Origin of the sequence: Luminiphilus sp. nBUS_16, assembly GCF_051201645.1 — a bacterium.
GTDB lineage: Bacteria > Pseudomonadota > Gammaproteobacteria > Pseudomonadales > Halieaceae > Luminiphilus.
This window is the reverse complement of record NZ_CP179205.1, coordinates 190,874-209,471: the sequence shown is the minus strand read 5'-3', so window position 1 is coordinate 209,471 and position 18,598 is coordinate 190,874. Positions and strand designations below refer to the sequence as shown.

At 52.3% G+C, this 18,598-nt stretch carries 19 protein-coding genes; 8 read left to right on the top strand and 11 right to left on the bottom strand.

Annotation, left to right across the window (positions count from 1 at the left end; genetic code table 11):
• Positions 1-5: 5 nt before the first annotated feature.
• The 3 genes from ACMAY6_RS01010 to ACMAY6_RS01000 form a co-directional block, all read right to left on the bottom strand.
• Positions 6-629: a hypothetical protein gene (locus ACMAY6_RS01010; RefSeq protein WP_435213670.1), complete on the bottom strand. Its 624-nt coding sequence runs from the start codon at positions 627-629 to the stop codon at positions 6-8.
• 240 nt (positions 630-869) lie between these two features.
• Positions 870-1,241, bottom strand: a complete 372-nt coding sequence (locus ACMAY6_RS01005; protein ID WP_435213668.1) for a cupin domain-containing protein — start codon at positions 1,239-1,241, stop codon at positions 870-872.
• Positions 1,242-1,523: 282 nt separating this feature from the next.
• Positions 1,524-2,240, bottom strand: coding sequence for a sulfotransferase family protein (locus ACMAY6_RS01000; RefSeq protein WP_435213666.1), 717 nt, complete (start codon positions 2,238-2,240; stop codon positions 1,524-1,526).
• Between the two features lie 482 nt (positions 2,241-2,722).
• On the opposite strand from ACMAY6_RS01000, the gene madL reads away from it, so the two are divergent.
• Together madL and madM are read left to right on the top strand one after the other, a co-directional pair.
• Positions 2,723-3,094 (top strand): malonate transporter subunit MadL, encoded by a 372-nt coding sequence (gene madL, locus ACMAY6_RS00995; RefSeq protein WP_435213664.1) that lies wholly within the window; start codon positions 2,723-2,725, stop codon positions 3,092-3,094.
• On the top strand, positions 3,084-3,854 hold the full coding sequence (gene madM / locus ACMAY6_RS00990) for a malonate transporter subunit MadM (RefSeq protein WP_435213662.1): 771 nt from the start codon (positions 3,084-3,086) through the stop codon (positions 3,852-3,854). Before madL ends, madM begins: the two co-directional genes overlap by 11 nt.
• A 30-nt stretch (positions 3,855-3,884) precedes the next feature.
• On the opposite strand, the gene ACMAY6_RS00985 is transcribed toward madM, so the two are convergent.
• Positions 3,885-4,370: a RidA family protein gene (locus ACMAY6_RS00985; RefSeq protein WP_435213661.1), complete on the bottom strand. Its 486-nt coding sequence runs from the start codon at positions 4,368-4,370 to the stop codon at positions 3,885-3,887.
• Positions 4,371-4,608: 238 nt separating this feature from the next.
• On the bottom strand, positions 4,609-5,076 hold the full coding sequence (locus ACMAY6_RS00980) for a hypothetical protein (RefSeq protein WP_435213659.1): 468 nt from the start codon (positions 5,074-5,076) through the stop codon (positions 4,609-4,611).
• A 418-nt stretch (positions 5,077-5,494) separates the two neighbouring features.
• On the opposite strand from ACMAY6_RS00980, the gene ACMAY6_RS00975 reads away from it, so the two are divergent.
• A complete protein-coding gene (locus ACMAY6_RS00975) occupies positions 5,495-5,893 on the top strand; it encodes a DUF805 domain-containing protein (protein WP_435213658.1) in 399 nt (132 codons plus the stop codon).
• A 249-nt stretch (positions 5,894-6,142) separates the two neighbouring features.
• On the opposite strand, the gene ACMAY6_RS00970 is transcribed toward ACMAY6_RS00975, so the two are convergent.
• Positions 6,143-6,397, bottom strand: a complete 255-nt coding sequence (locus tag ACMAY6_RS00970; RefSeq protein WP_435213656.1) for a hypothetical protein — start codon at positions 6,395-6,397, stop codon at positions 6,143-6,145.
• 202 nt (positions 6,398-6,599) lie between these two features.
• Here ACMAY6_RS00970 and ACMAY6_RS00965 point away from each other — a divergent pair, with 202 nt between their 5' ends.
• Positions 6,600-6,890: a hypothetical protein gene (locus ACMAY6_RS00965; protein WP_435213654.1), complete on the top strand. Its 291-nt coding sequence runs from the start codon at positions 6,600-6,602 to the stop codon at positions 6,888-6,890.
• Positions 6,891-7,158: 268 nt separating this feature from the next.
• Here the strand turns inward: ACMAY6_RS00965 and ACMAY6_RS00960 are convergent, their stop codons facing one another.
• Entirely contained in the window at positions 7,159-7,383 is a 225-nt protein-coding gene (locus tag ACMAY6_RS00960) for a DUF3094 family protein (protein ID WP_435213652.1), read from the bottom strand.
• Positions 7,384-7,502: 119 nt separating this feature from the next.
• On the opposite strand from ACMAY6_RS00960, the gene ACMAY6_RS00955 reads away from it, so the two are divergent.
• Both ACMAY6_RS00955 and ACMAY6_RS00950 read left to right on the top strand, forming a co-directional pair.
• The gene (locus tag ACMAY6_RS00955; RefSeq protein ID WP_435213650.1) at positions 7,503-8,216 is read left to right on the top strand and encodes a ComF family protein; all 714 of its coding nucleotides are present in this window, start codon (positions 7,503-7,505) and stop codon (positions 8,214-8,216) included.
• Positions 8,217-8,273: 57 nt separating this feature from the next.
• Complete coding sequence (locus ACMAY6_RS00950) at positions 8,274-9,248, top strand: serine/threonine protein kinase (RefSeq protein ID WP_435213649.1); 975 nt, start codon at positions 8,274-8,276, stop codon at positions 9,246-9,248.
• Positions 9,249-9,252: 4 nt separating this feature from the next.
• Here the strand turns inward: ACMAY6_RS00950 and ACMAY6_RS00945 are convergent, their stop codons facing one another.
• On the bottom strand, positions 9,253-9,981 hold the full coding sequence (locus ACMAY6_RS00945) for an acyltransferase (protein WP_435213647.1): 729 nt from the start codon (positions 9,979-9,981) through the stop codon (positions 9,253-9,255).
• Between the two features lie 39 nt (positions 9,982-10,020).
• Between ACMAY6_RS00945 and trmB the strand changes: the two genes are divergently transcribed.
• Positions 10,021-10,689, top strand: a complete 669-nt coding sequence (gene trmB, locus ACMAY6_RS00940) for a tRNA (guanine(46)-N(7))-methyltransferase TrmB (RefSeq protein ID WP_435213645.1) — start codon at positions 10,021-10,023, stop codon at positions 10,687-10,689.
• A gap of 65 nt (positions 10,690-10,754) precedes the next feature.
• A complete protein-coding gene (cysE, locus tag ACMAY6_RS00935; RefSeq protein ID WP_435213644.1) occupies positions 10,755-11,579 on the top strand; it encodes a serine O-acetyltransferase in 825 nt (274 codons plus the stop codon).
• Here the strand turns inward: cysE and hemE are convergent.
• Genes hemE through gltB form a run of 3 tightly spaced genes read right to left on the bottom strand, consistent with a single transcriptional unit; the run spans position 11,552 to position 18,555 of the window.
• Positions 11,552-12,634 carry a uroporphyrinogen decarboxylase gene (gene hemE, locus ACMAY6_RS00930; protein WP_435213642.1) on the bottom strand — a complete coding sequence of 361 codons (1,083 nt, stop codon included), beginning with the start codon at positions 12,632-12,634 and terminating at the stop codon, positions 11,552-11,554. The genes cysE and hemE overlap by 28 nt on opposite strands.
• 3 nt (positions 12,635-12,637) lie before the next feature.
• On the bottom strand, positions 12,638-14,059 hold the full coding sequence (locus ACMAY6_RS00925; RefSeq protein WP_435213640.1) for an FAD-dependent oxidoreductase: 1,422 nt from the start codon (positions 14,057-14,059) through the stop codon (positions 12,638-12,640).
• 11 nt (positions 14,060-14,070) lie between these two features.
• Positions 14,071-18,555 (bottom strand): glutamate synthase large subunit, encoded by a 4,485-nt coding sequence (gltB, locus tag ACMAY6_RS00920; RefSeq protein WP_435213639.1) that lies wholly within the window; start codon positions 18,553-18,555, stop codon positions 14,071-14,073.
• Positions 18,556-18,598 lie beyond the last annotated feature (43 nt).

Below are 18,598 nucleotides of genomic sequence, written 5' to 3'. Positions count from 1 at the left end.
TCGGTTCATGCCGCCGCTGACTGCTTGGATCGCGTTAGATATCCGGGAATCACCGCACTGCAGAACAGGCCCGCCGCCATGACCAGAAACATGTCATAGGTTCCTATTGTAAATACACTGGCCACTGACGCAGCTATCGCGGCACCCGAGAATAAGTACTGTCTGGGGTCACCTGAAACCTGTGCGGTTGTCGAATACGCAACGGCATACAACGCAAAAACCGTAACCTGTAGAGATCCAAAGATATATGCGCCATTCAACGTAAGGAAACCTAGGGCTTGCGCTGCGAGCACGGGTATATACAGAGCGCCTATGGTGATACCAACCGCACCCCAAGCTGCTGCAGAGGTTTTGTTGCCAAAACTAAAACCACCAGAACTGCCACCGAATTTTTTATTGAGGTATTGCCCTGCCAAAACGCCAATTGGCGCGGGACCTATAAATGCGAGTGCAATGGTCCACGACGGCAAGGAAATGAGTTCGGCAACAACGCCGTAGGCAAACAACGCTGACAGGGTGAACATTCCGCCCCAAAGAACGCCATGCTCGCCCCCTCGTAGCGGCGATTTTTGACCCTGCTCGGCCATCTGTTTCAAAAATTTAATATCGGCTTCAATCTCAGATTTCATCCTGAATTCCTTTGTAAGAGTACTTTATAAAACAAAGTACATTATCAAAGTTGCAGGCGCAAGCTTTAATTTCCCCGATTCTTATTTTCGACTCCGGCTGGCGTCAGCCCTGCGTTAATGGGCTAGCAGCGCTGACAGAGCTATCGAGCGCAATCTCGCCCCACAGCTAACACCAGCCTTATCAAGACGTCCTATTTTCAAGGCACATCGAACAATCTTTGAGAAGGGTAATAACCGCGATTATTCGCTCTCTTGAGGCACCATCATGCAATAGACTTTACGGACAGTTTCTAGAACCTCAGCGGTGCCCTGCCACCCCCGAGGAAAAACCCAACTGTCGCCTGCTCTTACCTCAGTGACCACCCCTGCCTTGGAGGTGAATTTCCAATGCCCTGCCAACAGGTGGCAAAATTCCGTAAGGTCTAGGTCTAATTCCATAGTGCCAGGCTCACACTCCCACGTGCCGGTATAGACCTGACCTGTAAATGACTCTCCCTCATAAAAGCCCATGGCAGTTTGAAGCGGCAAGGCTCCAACGGGCTCTCCGAAAGACTCGCAGGGCTCGAGATCCTCAAGCGCGGCGGCTCTGTGTTGAACACTAATTTCGGGCATAACATCAATCCTTTTCAGTTAAACGATTTGCCGTTGTCTTTTGCGGGTAACACCAACGGGTGTCGGTGAGTAAATCTGCTCAGGCAGGCACTGTACTGCAATCCAAAATGTGAACACAAAATTTTGCCCAGAGGTCACAGCCGCTTTTGAGGCCGTGCGACAAACCTATGACAGAACTTTCTGACAACCAGACGGGTGAACCCACATCAGCAAGGTCTGTACTGCTGATCGGCGACAAAAACACAAAGGTTAGACAGAGCTTTCGTTTCTCCGCTTTTTGAGTCAAGCCGACAAAGTTACCCACCCGTAAACCACCATCATTATCCCCGCTGATAGCAGCACCGAAGGCACATATGAAAGTGCCTTTAAAACCCTAACCCCCCGCCTAATCCTAGCCCCCTCATTTACCCACGGGTAGGGAATGCTCGGTACCTCTACCCCCAAGAAGGCACAGAGAGGCCCCCACCCCTCAGCGGCTGAATGTATCAACAATTGCTGAGGCGGCACGGCCGCAATTACCTCCTGCCGACGGCGCTCAAAGAAATCCAACATCGCCGCACGGTTCTCAAACTGGTCATTTAACTCATTTTTCCAAACCGTTTTATCAACCATTAGCGCCACTCGGTCGATATGGGGAACGGTTCTTCGCAGCCAGCCCGGAATGGCGGGAAGCACGCGGAAGATCGTACTGGCGACACTTTCATACCAGTCTCCGGGTGCGCGGTCACTGAAGATGACTTTTGCATCTGGAAAGACTTCGAGGAGCTCTTGGTAGTAGGCGGCCGCCGGCCAATCTACCGCCGCCTCATAACCACTGAAGACTTGCCGCCAGTCGACGGAGCCCCCTTGTGCTGCCTGCAAGAACCATCGCGTTTGCTGGCGCCCCTCAAAGCAAGACTTCATATGATGACAAGGCGCGTAACCCAAATGCTCCAGTGCCGTCTTGAGTGACAGCGTCCCCGTCCTTCCAGGTCCCGCTCCAATTATCTTTAGCGACATGTCATACGTCTCACCGTAAAGATTCACGGGCCTAGTAGAGCATGGAGGTTTTCTCGGCACCAGCAACGCTTTAGGGGCTCTAAACACCGAATCAACTCCCAGAGCCCACTGCGGCAGTGAACCGAAAACATCGAACATTAACGCTAATTAATGACGTCGAAGCACTTCCGCGCAATGTACCAATACTTGCCCGAGGCTACTCCCGGTTCACCACTGGGCTATCAGGTATTTCACTCAAAATAGGGCTCGCCAGAGCGAGCGAAAGGGCGCTGACTGCCTGCATCTAACGCTGTGAAGCCGGTGTTTTTATGGAAAATCTTCAGCGGCTTAGTTACCTTAGTGCCATGTGCTCGCAGGGCAACAGAATGCAGGCTTCTCTCTGCAACGATAGTGCTTTGGATTTTTTAACTGTCTGTTTGGGGCAAAGCCAGGAGCAACACAAGAAGTAATACTTTTGAGCGTCGCGGTTTGGAGTTGAGTCTATGGTGATCTACGGTGTCGCTATGCTTGCCTTGTGCATGTTGACAGGCATTTTCTTCGGGGATTTGTTGGGACAACTCATCGGTGTGCAGGCAAATGTTGGCGGAGTCGGTCTGTCCATGCTGCTGCTCATTGTATTGGTCAATCAAAAGCACCCGCGTTTTAACATGAGTGTACCGACAGAAACGGGCATCAACTTCTGGAATGCCATGTATGTGCCCATTGTGGTCGCCATGGCCGCTAAGCAAAATGTTGTTGCCGCGCTATCAAGCGGCTGGCTCGCGATCACCGCAGGCATTGCAGCGGTCGCCGCAGGCTTTTTACTTATTCCTTTGATCGCCCGCATCTCCCCCGGACAGCATCATGATCAGTGAAACCCTCGTTAGAGTGCTTGAAAGTAATACGCTCATCGTTGCCTTCGCGGTTGTTGGCGCGTTAGTTTGGTTTTCCTATTTTCTCTCCGCCAAACTCACCCGCGGCAAGCTGCATGGCTCTGCCATTGCCATTGTTGGCGGCCTGCTGCTCGCCTACTACGGCGGTATTCGCACTGATGGCGCAATGGGACTCGCCGATATTCCGCTATTTGCGGGGCTAGGCATTATGGGCGGAGCCATGTTCCGTGATTTCGCCATCATAGCAACAGCCTATGGAGTGCGATTTGAGGAACTCAAAAAAGCCGGGTTAATCGGTGCAATCTCGGTCATCATTGGCGTTGTCGTGTCTTTCAGCGTGGGCGCCATCGTTGCTTTTTCCTTTGGCTACCGAGACGCAGTGGCGATTAGCACCATTGGCGCCGGTGCTGCGACCTATATTGTGGGTCCGGTAACCGGCACAGCATTGGGCGCAGACTCGAGCGTCATTGCACTAAGTGTCGCCGCCGGTCTGGTGAAATCTGTACTTGTCATGGTCGCTACACCCCTTGTTGCAGGTCGTGTAGGGCTCGATAGCCCCAACTCCGCTATGATCTATGGCGGCCTCATGGGTACAACCAGTGGTGTCGCTGCAGGCCTTGCAGCCACAGATCCAAAACTGGTGCCCTACGGTGCAATGACTGCCACATTTTATACCGGTGTAGGGTGCTTGCTCGCACCTTCTTTACTGTTTTTAATTGTCCGCATGGTGCTTGAAAATTAACCTTCGGTCGCTTGTCGGCTAACTGACGATTTATTTTTTTACAGCGATACACTCAAGCTCAAGTGCCGCGCCCAGTGCCAATCCATCAGCGCCCATGGCGCTTCTTGCCGGATAAGGCGGCTTAAAGTAACTGGTATAAATCGAATTGAAGTCGCCCCATTTTGCGATGTCATCAATCATCACCAAACACTTCACGACATCCTCCAGACCGAGATCAAGTTGCGCGAGATGTGCTTGCAGTTGCCGAAAGATCGCATGGGTTTCAGCCTCTAGACCACCGGGAACAAGCTGTCCCGCCACATCAGATCCGACCAGTCCAGATAGGAAAACCAGCCCTCCCCCAATGTGCACCATGTCGGAGAAAGGAAAGTTTTGCTCGAGACTCAACTCTGAGCTGTAGAAACTTCCCACCTGAGTTTCTATTTCACGCAGCTGCGAAGACGCTCCGTGCTCTACGCTAAACACAGTGGCAGCAAACATAAATGTGCTGAGAATGATGATTATGGCTATACGCATATTCTGCTCCGCTATTTTTTAAGCCGCCAGGCTGCCAGTGACCCTAAATTTTTAGACTTCTAAGCAAGTCCCTAACGGTATTCTTGCAGTGCCTCATGATCTCATCGTTAAAACCGCGATCACGGTTGCAGGACACCTCCCGACTAGGCCTTAAAACCAACCCCGCCAGCACAGCGGCGCAGCCGAATGTAACGCACTGCGCACTGTGCCTGGCTGCCGTAAATCTAGGCTTTGTGCACTACTTCACGACAGCCTGTGAGGTGCCCGCCCCGCCGACTAGTGGCGACCAGTGCGCCGCGCGAACCTTCCAGGCACCGTCTTCTTTTACAAAGGCTTGGGTCACTCGTGTTCGGTAGTTGGGGACTGCTGCCGAGCCAGTAGGCTGCATTACGGCTTCTTGATAATAGTGCGCCACCGCCGCCTCACCCTCGACCAGAACGGTAACGTCAATATGTTTCACGCTGCCTTTAAACGTCACAAACGTGTTATCAAGGGTCTCTCTGTTAATTTCATTTAGTAACCCGCCGCTAGAGAAGAACTCCTTTGACCCTTTGCGCGATATGCGCAGGGGATCCTGAGCTAACTCTTTATTGGTGTATTCAATATTTGCGACAACAACCGCTCTGACCTCTGAGGCAGTATCTGCTTGTAGCTGTGCAGACATTGCACAACTCGCAATGATTAATAGGGACATTAGAATCTTCATAGGTTTCTCCGGTTAACAGATTGGTAGCGACCATGAGCTATAAAGTCATAGATCGGTCACTGAACATTTGCGTAGTGCAAAAGCAAAAAAGCTTCGAAACTGCGTACTACCGTAACCAGCCCACGCCAGATTTTCAAATAGCCGAAGGCCCCTGAATATCGCGCCATAGTGGGTCGATGTACGACGCTGACTGTTATCAAAATCATTAGGGACAAAAGAGGCCAGCGATGTCGTGTGCGTCCGCACCTAAACCGATAGCCAAGCTGTCTTAACAGCGCGGTATCAAACCTTAAAAATCACCAGCATGCCTGCTAGGATAAAGTCTCCCTGCATATCAGAGTTTGCGTTGTGTGCGGCACGCATGTTTAAAGTGCGTCAGAGTGAAACCTAATTAATGGAAAGGGCGAGGTTTATTTCGATGTTTCTCGTTTCAGTGAAAATGGGTATCAAACAGAGCTTCGACTTCAACGGCACTGCCGCAAGATCTGAGTTTTGGTTTTTTATGCTTTTTTTCCTACTGTTGTATCTGGTTGTCGCCATAATCGATGAAGCGACAGCAGCCACAACCATCAGCCTTCTTGACCTGCCCTTTGGTCATCTAATCCCTATGGGTATGGTGGATCCTGAGGTCGGGTTACTTGTGTTGTTGTATCGCCCCATCATGGCGATTCCGACGACCTCAGCAACCGTTAGACGTTTGCATGACATTGGACGATCGGGATGGTGGGCTCTACTTTGGGTTCTGCCCATCCCTGTGCTGGGGTGGCTTTATCTTGTTCCTTTGCTATGCCAATCCTCTCAGGCTCAACCTACCTAGACCCCGTAGACTAGAGTCGGTGCAACACAACCGCCTGTGAAAAGCGTGGAAAATGCATTTTTTACCCGTAGGCGCTCGTACAAATTTATTCTTGGGTGCCTCAACGCCAACAACAAAAACTTTGAGCAAGACACGCCGCTAGGACAGGGGCCCGAATCATAGACTCGCCTGCAGTAAGTGCAACTCTACTGAAGCTATCGATGCCAAAAGTTAGGGCACCGATGCTGTATTTATTCCTGCTATCTGCTCCTACTTCCAGGGAAGAATTCGAGAGCTCCCCGTGACAATACGTAGTCCCAGCCATATGCCAGGGGAAAGACAAATCGCAAGATTTCTACCCATAAAATCAAGAAAATAGGTTTCTAGTGCCTTGCCTACCTCCCCAAGAATTTTCATGTCTATGTCTAGCACAAAGTGCACAAACAGAATCGCTACCAAGGTCAGTGCATGAAAAAATGCGTACCAAGAAATCAGCAGTGTGGTGCTTTTTTTTATTTTAACCATGGTCCATTCCTGCTGATTACCAAGACCAGCCGCTAAACTACGAAGACGCGGGGATTCGTACCCTTACGGACGTTCAACGACCTCAAAAAAGCCAACTGCCGACAGAAAGTGAACATTAATCACATTCCCAGCGGCCATCGGCGGTCACCGAGACGCTTTGAGAGTATTGTGGTACCACCACAGGCGACATTGGAGGTTTTCCGTGGATATTGGCACAGTTGTGACACTTGTTACCGCGCAAGGCGAAATCGTAGGACGCTTGGAAGCCTACGATGAGCACCACATTACCTTAAGCCGTCCCCGTATCAGCAGTGAGCTCTCGATTATTGACGAAGCCGTTGCCGAAAATTTTTTCGCCTCGGGGATCTCGGTAACAGGAGAGAAATGCCCGGAAAGCTTGTCATTTAGCCTCTCTATGGTGCTTGCTATCACGGTTACTGAAAAGTCATTCGCAGAAAAATGGGCTGCTACTGCTCACGATTGGGTTATCTAGAACGAAACACTGCAGCGCATACACCGAATTTCGAGAGGGTGCTCTCAACTCACCGCCGTACCGGCCCAATCTGTCAATGATCAGGGTTTGACGCAACCTTTTCTCCTGCGACCGCAATGGCGTGGGCATCATCATGACTCACAAGTCATGGTCGAGGGAATTTGATCATCGCTTCAAAACTGCCATCAAAGGGTAGGCGCTCGTTAAGCTGCGCAACCTAACAGGCATCGAAGAGTTTGCGGCGGCACGCTAAGAGTTATTCGACAACTCAGTAAATCCCAGCCCAAAGGGCGATCCCCTGGCTGAGCAAGCTGAATCCAGAGACTACCGCAATTAACAGCAAAATCATGATGATTGGCCTAAACGGTTTGCGCTCGACAGAGTTAACACCCGATTTAAGAAAGGTATCTACTTTAGCCTGATCTTCTGGATAAAGGCGCCGTTCATTGTCATCAGAGCCCTGAGGCTCTGATGCGTGCATAGACTCGGTCATGCCACTTGCCCTGTTTTAAGTCCCCCCAATCCTAGCAAAAGTCAGGCATGAATAAATAGGATGTTCCATCTGACCGGGATTGTAAGGCAAATTTAGGTTTTTCAGACGAGGGGGTAGCTGTGTGGATCCATCGGCTGGCGCAGACGCTCCAACAGGATTTTTTACCCAGTCATTGCCTGATTTGCCATAACTCCTGCGAACCCAATGAACTACTTTGCGGCGGTTGTCGCCATTCAATTCGCCGTAACCCCTGGGCCTGTTTACACTGCGGCCATCCGGGATCTGCCCTGACAAACCACTGTCGTGGAAACACTGCGCTGGACTTCTTACAGGCTGGGCTAGAGTACAGTGGCGTCACACGAGATCTTATTCATCGCTGGAAATTCAAAGGGGCAATAGAGCTCACTTATTTGTTGGTGCAGCTCGCCCTGGAAACAACCCCCATCAAAGAGCGCTACCATGCTTTAGTGCCAGTGCCTATGCATTGGCGAGGTCGGTGGCGCCGAGGTTACAACCAGAGCAGACTGCTGGCGCAAGTATTAGGCCAAACCGGTAAGCAGCAATTCCAGTGTCGGCTAGCCATGGTAGACAAACTTCGAGCCAGCCCCAGAAAAAGAGCCCACCACCACATGGATCGCCAGCAACGGCTGAAGAGTAGCCGAGGGCGGTACACGACAAGCGCGTCTTTTAGCGGGCAGTCCGTCCTTATTATTGATGATGTTGTTACTACGGGTACCACATTAGAGGCAGTGGCTGAGACTTTAAAGAGGGCCGGCGCAGTGCGTATTGACGCTTGGTGCCTTGCCCGGGCGCCCGAATTCTCTGGGACGTGACTACCCCGTCAGCTTGACGGCTAGGTTATGCTAGTCATTTAGCGTGACGTTATTGCCATGTCCCATCCCTACGACGCACTGACTCCCGACGCTGTCGTCGACTGTGTAGAAACAGTAGGCTACCGCTGTGATCTGCGCCTAATCGGACTGAACTCTTACGAAAACCGGGTTTACCAGGTTGGAATTGAGGATGAAGTGCCGGTCATCGTTAAGTTTTATCGAGACCAGCGCTGGACGGACGAGCAAATTTTAGAAGAGCACCGGTTTGCTCTAGAACTGGTCGAGCACGATATTTCTGTCGTAGCGCCCGAAATTAAAAATGGCGAAACGCTGCATAAAGCCCTCGGCCAGCGTTTTACGGTATTTCAGCGCCGGGGAGGGCATCCCCCGGAACTGGATAACCTCGAGCATCTATATCAACTGGGTAATGTGTTGGGGCGCATTCATCGGGTAGGTGCAGCAAAACCCTTCGAGCATCGCATTCAAATAGATATCCCGCGCATGGCGACGGCCAGTCGCCAGTTTCTCAGCGAGCACTTTATTCCACGGGACCTTCAAGAAGCCTACGGCACCCTGGCGCTCGACTGTGAACAAGCAGCACAAGAACTTCTGTCGGGTATGGCAACATCCGATTTACAGCGCATTCATGGCGACTGTCACTGCGGCAACATTCTTTGGCGGGACGACACCGCCCACTTTGTCGATCTCGATGACTGCATCATGGGACCGGCCATCCAAGATCTCTGGATGTTTTTGAATGGTGAACGGCACCACCGAGAGCAGCAGTTGGCGGAGCTCATTGCAGGTTACGAAGAATTTCACGATTTCGATCCGCGACAACTAAACTGGGTAGAAGCGCTTCGAACCCTACGCATCATGCATCATGCCGCCTGGCTGGGGCGACGTTGGGACGATCCAGCTTTCCCAAAGGCCTTTCCGTGGTTTGGACAAGAACGCTTTTGGGGTGATCACATTCTTGAGCTCAGAGAGCAGATGGCTGCCATGAATGAACCCGCACTACGCCTGCTTTAAGCCGCTATTTTTCTCGGCGCGCCCCAGGGTAGATACAACTCCACAACCAACGGGAAAATGTGTTAGCTGACAAGACCTCGCGGTCGATCGCATCATAAAAATCCGCCGTAGCGTAAGGATCTTGATACAAGTCTGCTCGGGTACGCCTTGGGGTTTCGGTATCAAGCTGCTTCACAACCTGAGCAGGGTTGCCTGCTACGACCACATTATCCGGCACGTCACGAGTCACCACGGCACCTGCTGCCACAACACTGTTTTCACCAATGGTCACGCCTTTGAGCACTTTGGCTCCATCACCCAACCAGACGTTATCGCCAAGGCGAACCGGTGTCACCAAATCTGACCTAGCCACGCGATCATAGAGACCGTGCCAATCGGAGTCAGTGACATAAGCGCCATTAGCCATCATGACGCCGTCACCGATAGTAATTTCATCACTGCAGGCAATGCGCACTCCAGGACTGAGCAACACCCCGTTACCGATCGTGATCTTCCCTTCTCCTTGGGCTCGCCCCCAAACGCCAATCTTAATTCGCTGGGCCGCTTCGCCGACCGCAGTAAAAGAGTGCCCAATGTGGATGTTATTACCCGCAATATCGACCCACCAAGGATTCATAATGTTTGGGTGAGCACCCAGAGAAGCACAACGTGGGCGTAGAAAATAATCGATCCAGGCTTCGCGACAATTTAGCCAAGCTTTTTTCACCCAATAGGGACGCAAATCCGCGCGCATAATTGAAAACTCCTTTTGCAAGCGCGGTATGATGGCAAGGTGGATAACGACACGCAAATTCAACGGTCACCCCTGCAGAGTGATCAACAAGCACCGCACCCCGATCTCGAGGCGCTGGTCATCAAGCACTGCCGCACGCTCTGGCGTAAACCCGTCCCCGAGCACACTCGTAAAGCCTTCGACTACGCCCAAGATTGGCTCGCTGAGCGTGGCAATCCGCCGCTGGTCCTAGATTCCTTTTGCGGTACCGGTATGAGTACCCAGCGCTTAGCCGAACACCACAAAAAGATTGCCGTCATTGGTCTCGATAAGTCTGCTCACCGACTGACCAAAAATACGCATTCTTCTGATCAATACCTACTGCTGCGTGCTGAATGTGAACCCTTCTGGCAGCTGCTAGAAATAGCCAAAATCAAGGTTGCCCATCATTACCTGCTGTACCCGAACCCATGGCCTAAATCTTCCCAACTAAAACGGCGCGTACATGGCCACCCGGCTTTTCCGTTGTTGGCGCGTTTAGGAGGCTCAATAGAAATGCGCAGCAACTGGCAGGTATATGCCGAGGAATTCGCCCTCGCCTCTACACTCATTGGTTTCACCGGCAAACTTGAACGTCTTGAGGTCAGCGAGCCTTGGACACTTTTCGAAAAAAAATATGCTGAGCGCAATCAGACTTTATGGTGTTTTAGCGGTGTTTTTTCTAGCTAGAGCAGACTGTCATCCTGCGCTACTCTAGGCACTGGCAGGTTTGAATCCTAAACATGGTGACCGTTATGACGGCAGTTCACTCAGTACCGATGAAAGCATTACAGGGCGGCGATCCTATTTGGCAGCAAATGCGCGCCGAAACTCAGCGCGCTGCCAGCCAAGAGCCTGTTCTGGTGAGTTTCCTCCATGCAACAATTTTGCATCATGACGAACTGGAATGTGCGCTTAGCTTTCATTTAGCGAACCAGCTCGACAGCCCGACCGTACCCGCCATGACGCTGCGGGAAATAATGCTGGCGGCCTTTAGCAGTGACGCCACCCTGCGCAGCGCTATCCGCGATGATTTGCAGGCAGTTCTTGATCGCGACTCGGCCTGCCAGGAATATCACCTGCCTTTCCTCTATTTCAAAGGATTTCAGGCCTTACAAACCCACCGTGTTGCTCATTGGCTGTGGCGGGAGAATCGCCAATCACTGGCGTTATTTCTGCAGAGCCAAGTGTCACAAAAATTTGGCATAGACATTCATCCCGCTGCACGCTTTGGCCACGGCATTATGCTCGATCATGCCACCGGCTTAGTGATTGGTGAAACAGCCGTGGTGGGTAACCACGTCTCAATACTCCAATCTGTGACTCTAGGCGGAACGGGCAAACAAGAGGGCGATCGTCATCCCAAAATTGGAGATGGCGTACTCATTTCGGCGGGAGCCAAAATTTTAGGCAACATTACGGTAGGGGAAGGCGCTAAAGTCGGCGCTGGCTCAGTAGTACTCCACCATGTGCCACCCCACACCACCGTGGCGGGAGTCCCCGCCAAGGTTGTCGGCGTTCCCAACTCGGAAACACCCGCGCTAGATATGGATCATGCGCTTCCTGAATCAGATTGGTGATAACTAGGCGATAACTCGACCACCGCGTCGACCATGGCAGAAACATGATCGGGATTAACCCCAGGGGTGATGCCGTGTCCCAGATTAAACACGTGCCCCGTACCCTGACCGAAACTATCTAAGACGCTAGCCACTTCGCTACGAATGCGTTCGGGCGCCGCAAATAACATAGACGGATCCATGTTGCCCTGCAGGGCAACCCGATCACCGATGCGCTGACGGGCCTCACCAATATCGGTCGTCCAATCAAGCCCCACGGCATCAGCACCGCACCCTGCAATCGCCTCTAACCACTGACCACCGCCTTTGGTAAAAACAATCACTGGAATTCTGCGGCCATCAGCAGTCTTAGGTAACTGCTCAATAATTCGAGTCATGTACTGCAAGGAAAACTCTCGGTATGCCCCGTGACTTAAGGCACCGCCCCAAGTATCGAAAATCTGTAACGCTTGTGCTCCGTGCTCAACCTGTGCCGTCAGGTACATGGCAACCGCATCGGCCAGCTTCTCAAGCAGCATGTGCATAACCGCGGGGTCGTTGAACGCGAGGGATTTCACCTTGGCAAAGTCCTTGGATGACCCACCCTCAACCATGTAAGTAGCCAACGTCCAGGGGCTGCCTGAAAAACCTATCAGAGGGACCTCACCCTTAAGCTCACGGCGAATCAACGCCACTGCATCCATGACGTAACCCAACTCAGAAACCGCACGACTCGGATCCAGCGCCTCAATATCGGCAGCACCTTGGAGCGGCCGCTCAAAGCCCGGGCCCTCCCCCTCAGCAAAATACAGGCCCAGCCCCATGGCATCGGGAATTGTTAAGATATCGGAAAAAAGAATGGCAGCATCCATAGCGTAGCGCCGCAGCGGCTGCATCGTGACCTCGCAGGCCAGCTCAGGGTTACTGCACAAGCTCATAAAGCTTCCGGCCTGTTGCCGGATCTCGCGATACTCAGGCAGGTACCGCCCTGCCTGACGCATCATCCATAACGGTGTTCGATCGACCGGCTCGCGCAACAACGCACGAAGAAACCGGTCATTTTTCAGGTCTGACATAGATTAAACACCCAAGTAGTCGAGGATTCCCTCAGCAGCCTGACGCCCTTCCCAAATCGCCGTGACCACTAAGTCTGAGCCGCGCACCATATCACCTCCGGCGAAAATTTTGGGGTTCGCGGTTTGAAATTTGAAAACCTGTTCCTCAGGGGCGACAACGGCGTCCCAGTCGTTGACGGCTACTCCCTGGCCCTCGAACCAATCTGCTGGGCTAGGTTGAAAACCAAAGGCCATAATAATCGCGTCAGCCTGAATGACCGTATCACTGCCGGCAACGCTCTCAGGGCGTCGACGCCCGTCTGCATCGGGTTCGCCCAGACGGGTTTCCACCACTTTGATGCCAATAGCCTCGCCAAAGTACTCCATGACTTCGACTGGCTGCCGATTGAATAAAAACTCCACGCCCTCTTCCTTCGCGTTTTGCACTTCTCGTCGAGACCCCGGCATATTGACCTCATCTCGGCGATACACACAGTAAACCTTATCGGCTTGTTGACGAACGGCGGTACGAACACAGTCCATTGCGGTGTCACCACCGCCAAGCACCACAACCGTCTTATCAAATAGGTCAATAAATTTATTAGGATCTTGGGGATAACCCATCTTTTCGTTGACGTTGCCGATCAGATAATCCAAAGCCTTGTGGACTCCGGGCAGGTCTTCTCCCGGAAACTTACCCTCCATGGCTTTGTAGGTGCCCATACCCAGAAAGACGGCGTCGTGCTCTGCCATCAAAGTGTCAATTTCAACGTCAACACCAATCTCCGTGTTGAGCCTAAACTCGATTCCCATGCCTTCAAAAACTTCTCTACGGCGCTGCATGACCTGTTTTTCGAGCTTAAACTGGGGTATCCCGAAGGTGAGCAACCCACCAATCTCCGGATACAGGTCATAAACCACGGCTTGTACACCATTGCGGGCCAAAATATCGGCGCAGCCCAACCCTGCGGGTCCAGCACCGATAATCGCAACTGATTTACCCGTGGGTATGACGTCCGACAAATCCGGGCGCCAACCCATCGCCAAAGCGGTATCAGTGATGTATTTCTCGGCGTTACCAATCGTGACTGCACCAAAACCTTCATTTAATGTGCAAGCACCCTCACACAGACGATCCTGAGGGCAGACTCGGCCACAGACCTCGGGCAATGTGTTGGTTTGATGACTGAGTTCGGCAGCCTCAAATAAATTGCCGTCGGACAACAGCTTTAACCAATCCGGGATAAAGTTGTGTACTGGACATTTCCATTCGCAATAGGGGTTGCCACAAGAGAGGCAGCGGTGTGATTGCTCGGCAGCCTCACCGGCATCGAAGGCGTCATAAATTTCGACAAAGGCCTCAGTGCGAGTCTCCATATCTTTCTTGGGTGGATCCTCGCGGCGAACGTCGAGGAACTGGAAATTATTGGCAAGTCGATCACTCATAGCGCCCCCCCTTAGTCCGTGTCTCGTAAACGTGATAACAATTTTTCAAAATCAGCAGCCTTAGGTGTCACCAGCCAGAATTTACCCACATAGTCTTCAAAATTATCGATCAAATGTTGACCCCAAGCAGAGCCTGTTTCAGCCACAAACTCGCGAATGTTGTCCCGAAGATAGTGCCGATAAGCTTCCATAGCTTCACTGCTCACCCGATGAACCTCGACCAACTCACTGTTGATACGGTCGATAAAACTGCGGTCTTCATCGAGGACATAAGCGAAGCCGCCGGTCATGCCCGCACCAAAATTGACACCAGTAGCCCCAAGCACCGTAATACAGCCACCGGTCATATACTCACAACAGTGATCGCCCGCCCCTTCGATAACGGCGAATGCGCCCGAGTTTCGAACCCCAAAACGTTCTCCAGCAACACCCGCCGCAAACAATTTGCCGCCAGTCGCGCCGTATAAACAGGTATTACCTATGATCGAGGTATCTTGGCTAGCAAAAACGGAATCTCGGGGCGGGTAAACCACCAGCTTACCCGCAGCCATGCCCTTACCGACATAGTCATTGCAGTCGCCTTCTAGGTACATGTGGACGCCGCCAGCGTTCCAAACACCAAAGCTTTGGCCCGCTGTACCCTTGAGACGAATTTCGAGTGGGGTCGCGTCAAATTCAGTATTGCCGTAGCGTCGCGCGATCTCGCCGGAGATTCGCGCACCGATTGACCGGTCACAGTTGGTGATGCTGTACTCAAACTCGCCACCGGTTTTACCCTCAATAGCAGGCAACATATCTGCAAACATCCGTTCGGCCATCTCAGCACGGTCAAATGGATCGTTGCTGGTCACCTGGCAAAACTGGGGCTGATCAACCGCATCAGGATCGACCCAGACAATGGGATCCAGATCTAGTCGAGCTTGTTTGTCGGTGTTCCCGGGTAAGCGCTTCAATAAGTCGGTACGCCCAATCAAGTCTTCTAATCGAGCAACCCTCAACTTAGCTAACCACTCTCTGGTTTCCTGAGCAACGAAGTTGAAAAAATTAATGACCCGTTCCGCATCACCGTTGAAATGCTCATGGCGCAATACGGCATTCTGTGTCGCCACGCCGGTAGCGCAATTATTGAGATGACAGATGCGCAAATATTTACAGCCCATCGCGACCATGGGGGCCGTGCCGAAACCGAAGCTTTCCGCCCCAAGGATGGCAGCCTTAATGACATCGAGACCGGTCTTCATACCACCATCTGCCTGCACTCGAATTTTACCCCGCAAGCGGTTGCCACGAAGGGTTTGGTGCACCTCTGCAAGCCCCAGCTCCCAAGGAGATCCAGCATGACGAATCGACGTCAGCGGGCTAGCGGCGGTACCGCCGTCGTAGCCAGAGATCGTAATGAGGTCTGCGTAGGCCTTGGCAACACCTGCGGCAATAGTGCCGACGCCTGGCTCTGACACCAATTTAACGGAAACTAGTGCGGTGGGATTTACCTGTTTTAAATCAAAAATGAGCTGAGCTAAATCCTCAATAGAATAAATATCATGGTGCGGTGGCGGGGAGATTAACGTTACTCCCGGTACTGAGTATCGCAACCGGGCAATTAAGTCGTTGACCTTGCCGCCGGGTAACTGGCCTCCCTCGCCCGGTTTCGCTCCTTGGGCCACCTTGATCTGTAGCACCTCTGCGTTCACCAAATAGTGAGGAGTAACTCCAAAACGCCCCGACGCTATCTGCTTGATTTTGGAAACGCGGTTAGTACCAAAACGAGCAGGATCCTCTCCTCCTTCCCCGCTATTTGAGCGGGCGCCGACATGATTCATTCCCATCGCCAGAGATTCATGGGCTTCGGGGGATAGTGCGCCTAATGACATACCCGCAGAATCGAACCGTTTCAAAATGGTGTCTACCGGCTCTACCTCATCCACTGAAATAGGCTCAGCGGGTAAATCTAGCTCAAACAAGTCGCGCAGTGCTGCGACGGGGCGGTCGGTGCAATAGTCGGCGTAGCGCTGATAGTCAGCATAGTCGCCAGTGGCCACAGCCTGCTGCAAGGTCATCACGACGTCGGGGTTAAACGCATGGTACTCACCACCGTGCACGTATTTCAGTAAGCCCCCCTGATCCAGGGCTTTACGACGAGACCGCGCCTTGGCGGCCACTCGCCAGAGATCACGCTCCAATTCATCAAAGCCTGCCCCTGCTATACGCGAGGCAACGCCAGTAAAACAGGCGTCTACAATTTCTTTGTCTAAGCCTACTGCCTCAAAGAGCTGAGCACCCCGGTAAGAGTTAACAGCGGAAATGCCCATTTTAGACATAATTTTGAGAAGCCCTTTGTTGATGCCTTTACGATAATTCTTATAGCAACGGGTTGGGTCTCCTAGCAGCTCTCCAGAGCGCAATTGCCCTTCTAAAATACTGTAGGCCAAATAGGGATACACCGCGGTAGCGCCAAAGCCCAGCAGACAGGCAAATTGATGCGAGTCTCTGGCGCTGCCGCTCTCAACAATAAGATTAGCGTCTGCACGCAACCCCGATCGAATAAGGTGATGGTGAACGGCACCGGTTGCCAAAAGACTGTGTATGGGGAGTCGGCTTTCGCCGATTTGCCGGTCTGATAAAATTAATATCGTCGCACCGCCGCGCACCGCTGTCTCAGCCGTCAAACAAAGCCCTTCCACAGCAGACCGCAAATTGCCATTTTCGGGATCATAGGTCGCGTCGATGTCGGCGATCTTGAGCTTTTCGTCTTCGATATTCAGCAGTGTGTTGAACTTTCCTTGGGACAAAACGGGTGACGTAAGGCCCACGCGACAGGCGTGCTCCTCGATTTCAGCAAATATGTTGCCCTCTCTCCCCAAATCCACTTCAAGGGACATCACAATAGATTCACGAAGTGGATCTATGGGTGGATTGGTAACTTGCGCAAATTTCTGGCGGAAATAGTCGTAAAGAGATCGGTCTTTAGCGGACAGAACCGCTAGGGGCGTATCGTCACCCATAGAGCCTACGGCTTCGTTACCCGATTCTGCCAGTGGCCTCAGAACCTGATCGCGCTCTTCAAAACTGACCTGAAACATTTTTTGGTAGGTATCTAATTCAGACTCGGAAATACCGGGAGCCGATTCACCTTCAAAGCTTCCTTCGATATACCGAGCGTTATCCCGCAACCAGCGCTTATAGGGGTGGCGTGTTTTCAACATGTTATCGATGTCTTGAGTATGCAGAACTTTGCCTTCCTGCGTGTCGACAACCAGCATCTGCCCGGGCCCTACACGTCCCTTGGCAATAACATCGGCAGTCGAGTAACCGTGTGTCCCAATTTCCGAAGCGAGCGTTATAAAACCGTCGGTAGTAGTCACCCAACGCGCAGGCCTCAAACCATTACGGTCTAGTAGACAGCAGGCGTATCGCCCGTCTGTCAGCACGATACCCGCAGGCCCGTCCCAAGGCTCCATATGCATAGACTGGTACTGATAAAACGCCTTGAGATCCGGGTCCATGCCCTCGATATTTTGCCATGCTGGCGGAATCAACATGCGCAGCGCTCGAGGAAGTTCAACGCCGCCTGTCGTTAATAACTCAAGCATATTGTCGAGGCTGGAGGAGTCTGAGCCCACTGTGTTGACCAGAGGGGCAACGCTCTGGAGGTCGGGCAGCAGGGGCGACGCCAATTTGGAGGTTCTCGCACGAGACCAACTGCGATTTCCTTCTATGGTGTTGATTTCACCGTTATGGGCCAACATTCTAAAGGGCTGAGCCAATGGCCACCGGGGTAATGTATTGGTTGAAAACCGCTGGTGAAAAACGCAGATGGCCGTCTCCAGCCTCACGTCGTTGAGATCTGGGTAAAAACGCGCCAGATCTTTAGGCATGACCAAGCCTTTATAAGACACCACCTGATCAGAGAGGCTGCAAATGTAAAAATCAGGGTCGTTGACCATAGCGATTTCGGCTTGACGTCGCGCCATAAATAATCGCGCAGTGACCTCTGCATGATTGAGTTTTTCGGCGTCTATGAAGACCTGTTCTATGTGCGGCAGCTGTGCGAGGGCTATTTCGCCACATACATCTGGGCTGAGAGGCACCTCACGCCACCCGATAACCTCTAGCTCATTGCCTGCTAACGCACTTTCAAGTGCGCTCTTTGAGGCCTCTTGGGCCGCGGGCTCAGCGCCCATGAAGATCATGCCAACCGCGTAATGTTGGCCAAGATCCTTGGCAAAGTGAGCTTGTGCCTCGGCGCGCATAAAGCTGTCCGGCATTTGCAACAGCAAGCCGCAGCCATCACCGGTCTTACCATCCGCCGCAATTCCGCCTCGGTGGGTCATACAGGTTAACGACTCAATAGCCGTTTCTAACAGCCGATGGCTAGGCTGACCTTCAATGTGGGCAATCAGACCAAAACCACAGTTGTCTCGGAATTCCTCAGGGCGGTAGAGGCCCTGCAGGTCGGTCGAGACTGGCGCGACACCCGCAAAATCGTTAGGGGTCATAAATACTCACACTCAAATAGGTCGGCAAAGTAAGCCGGAAACA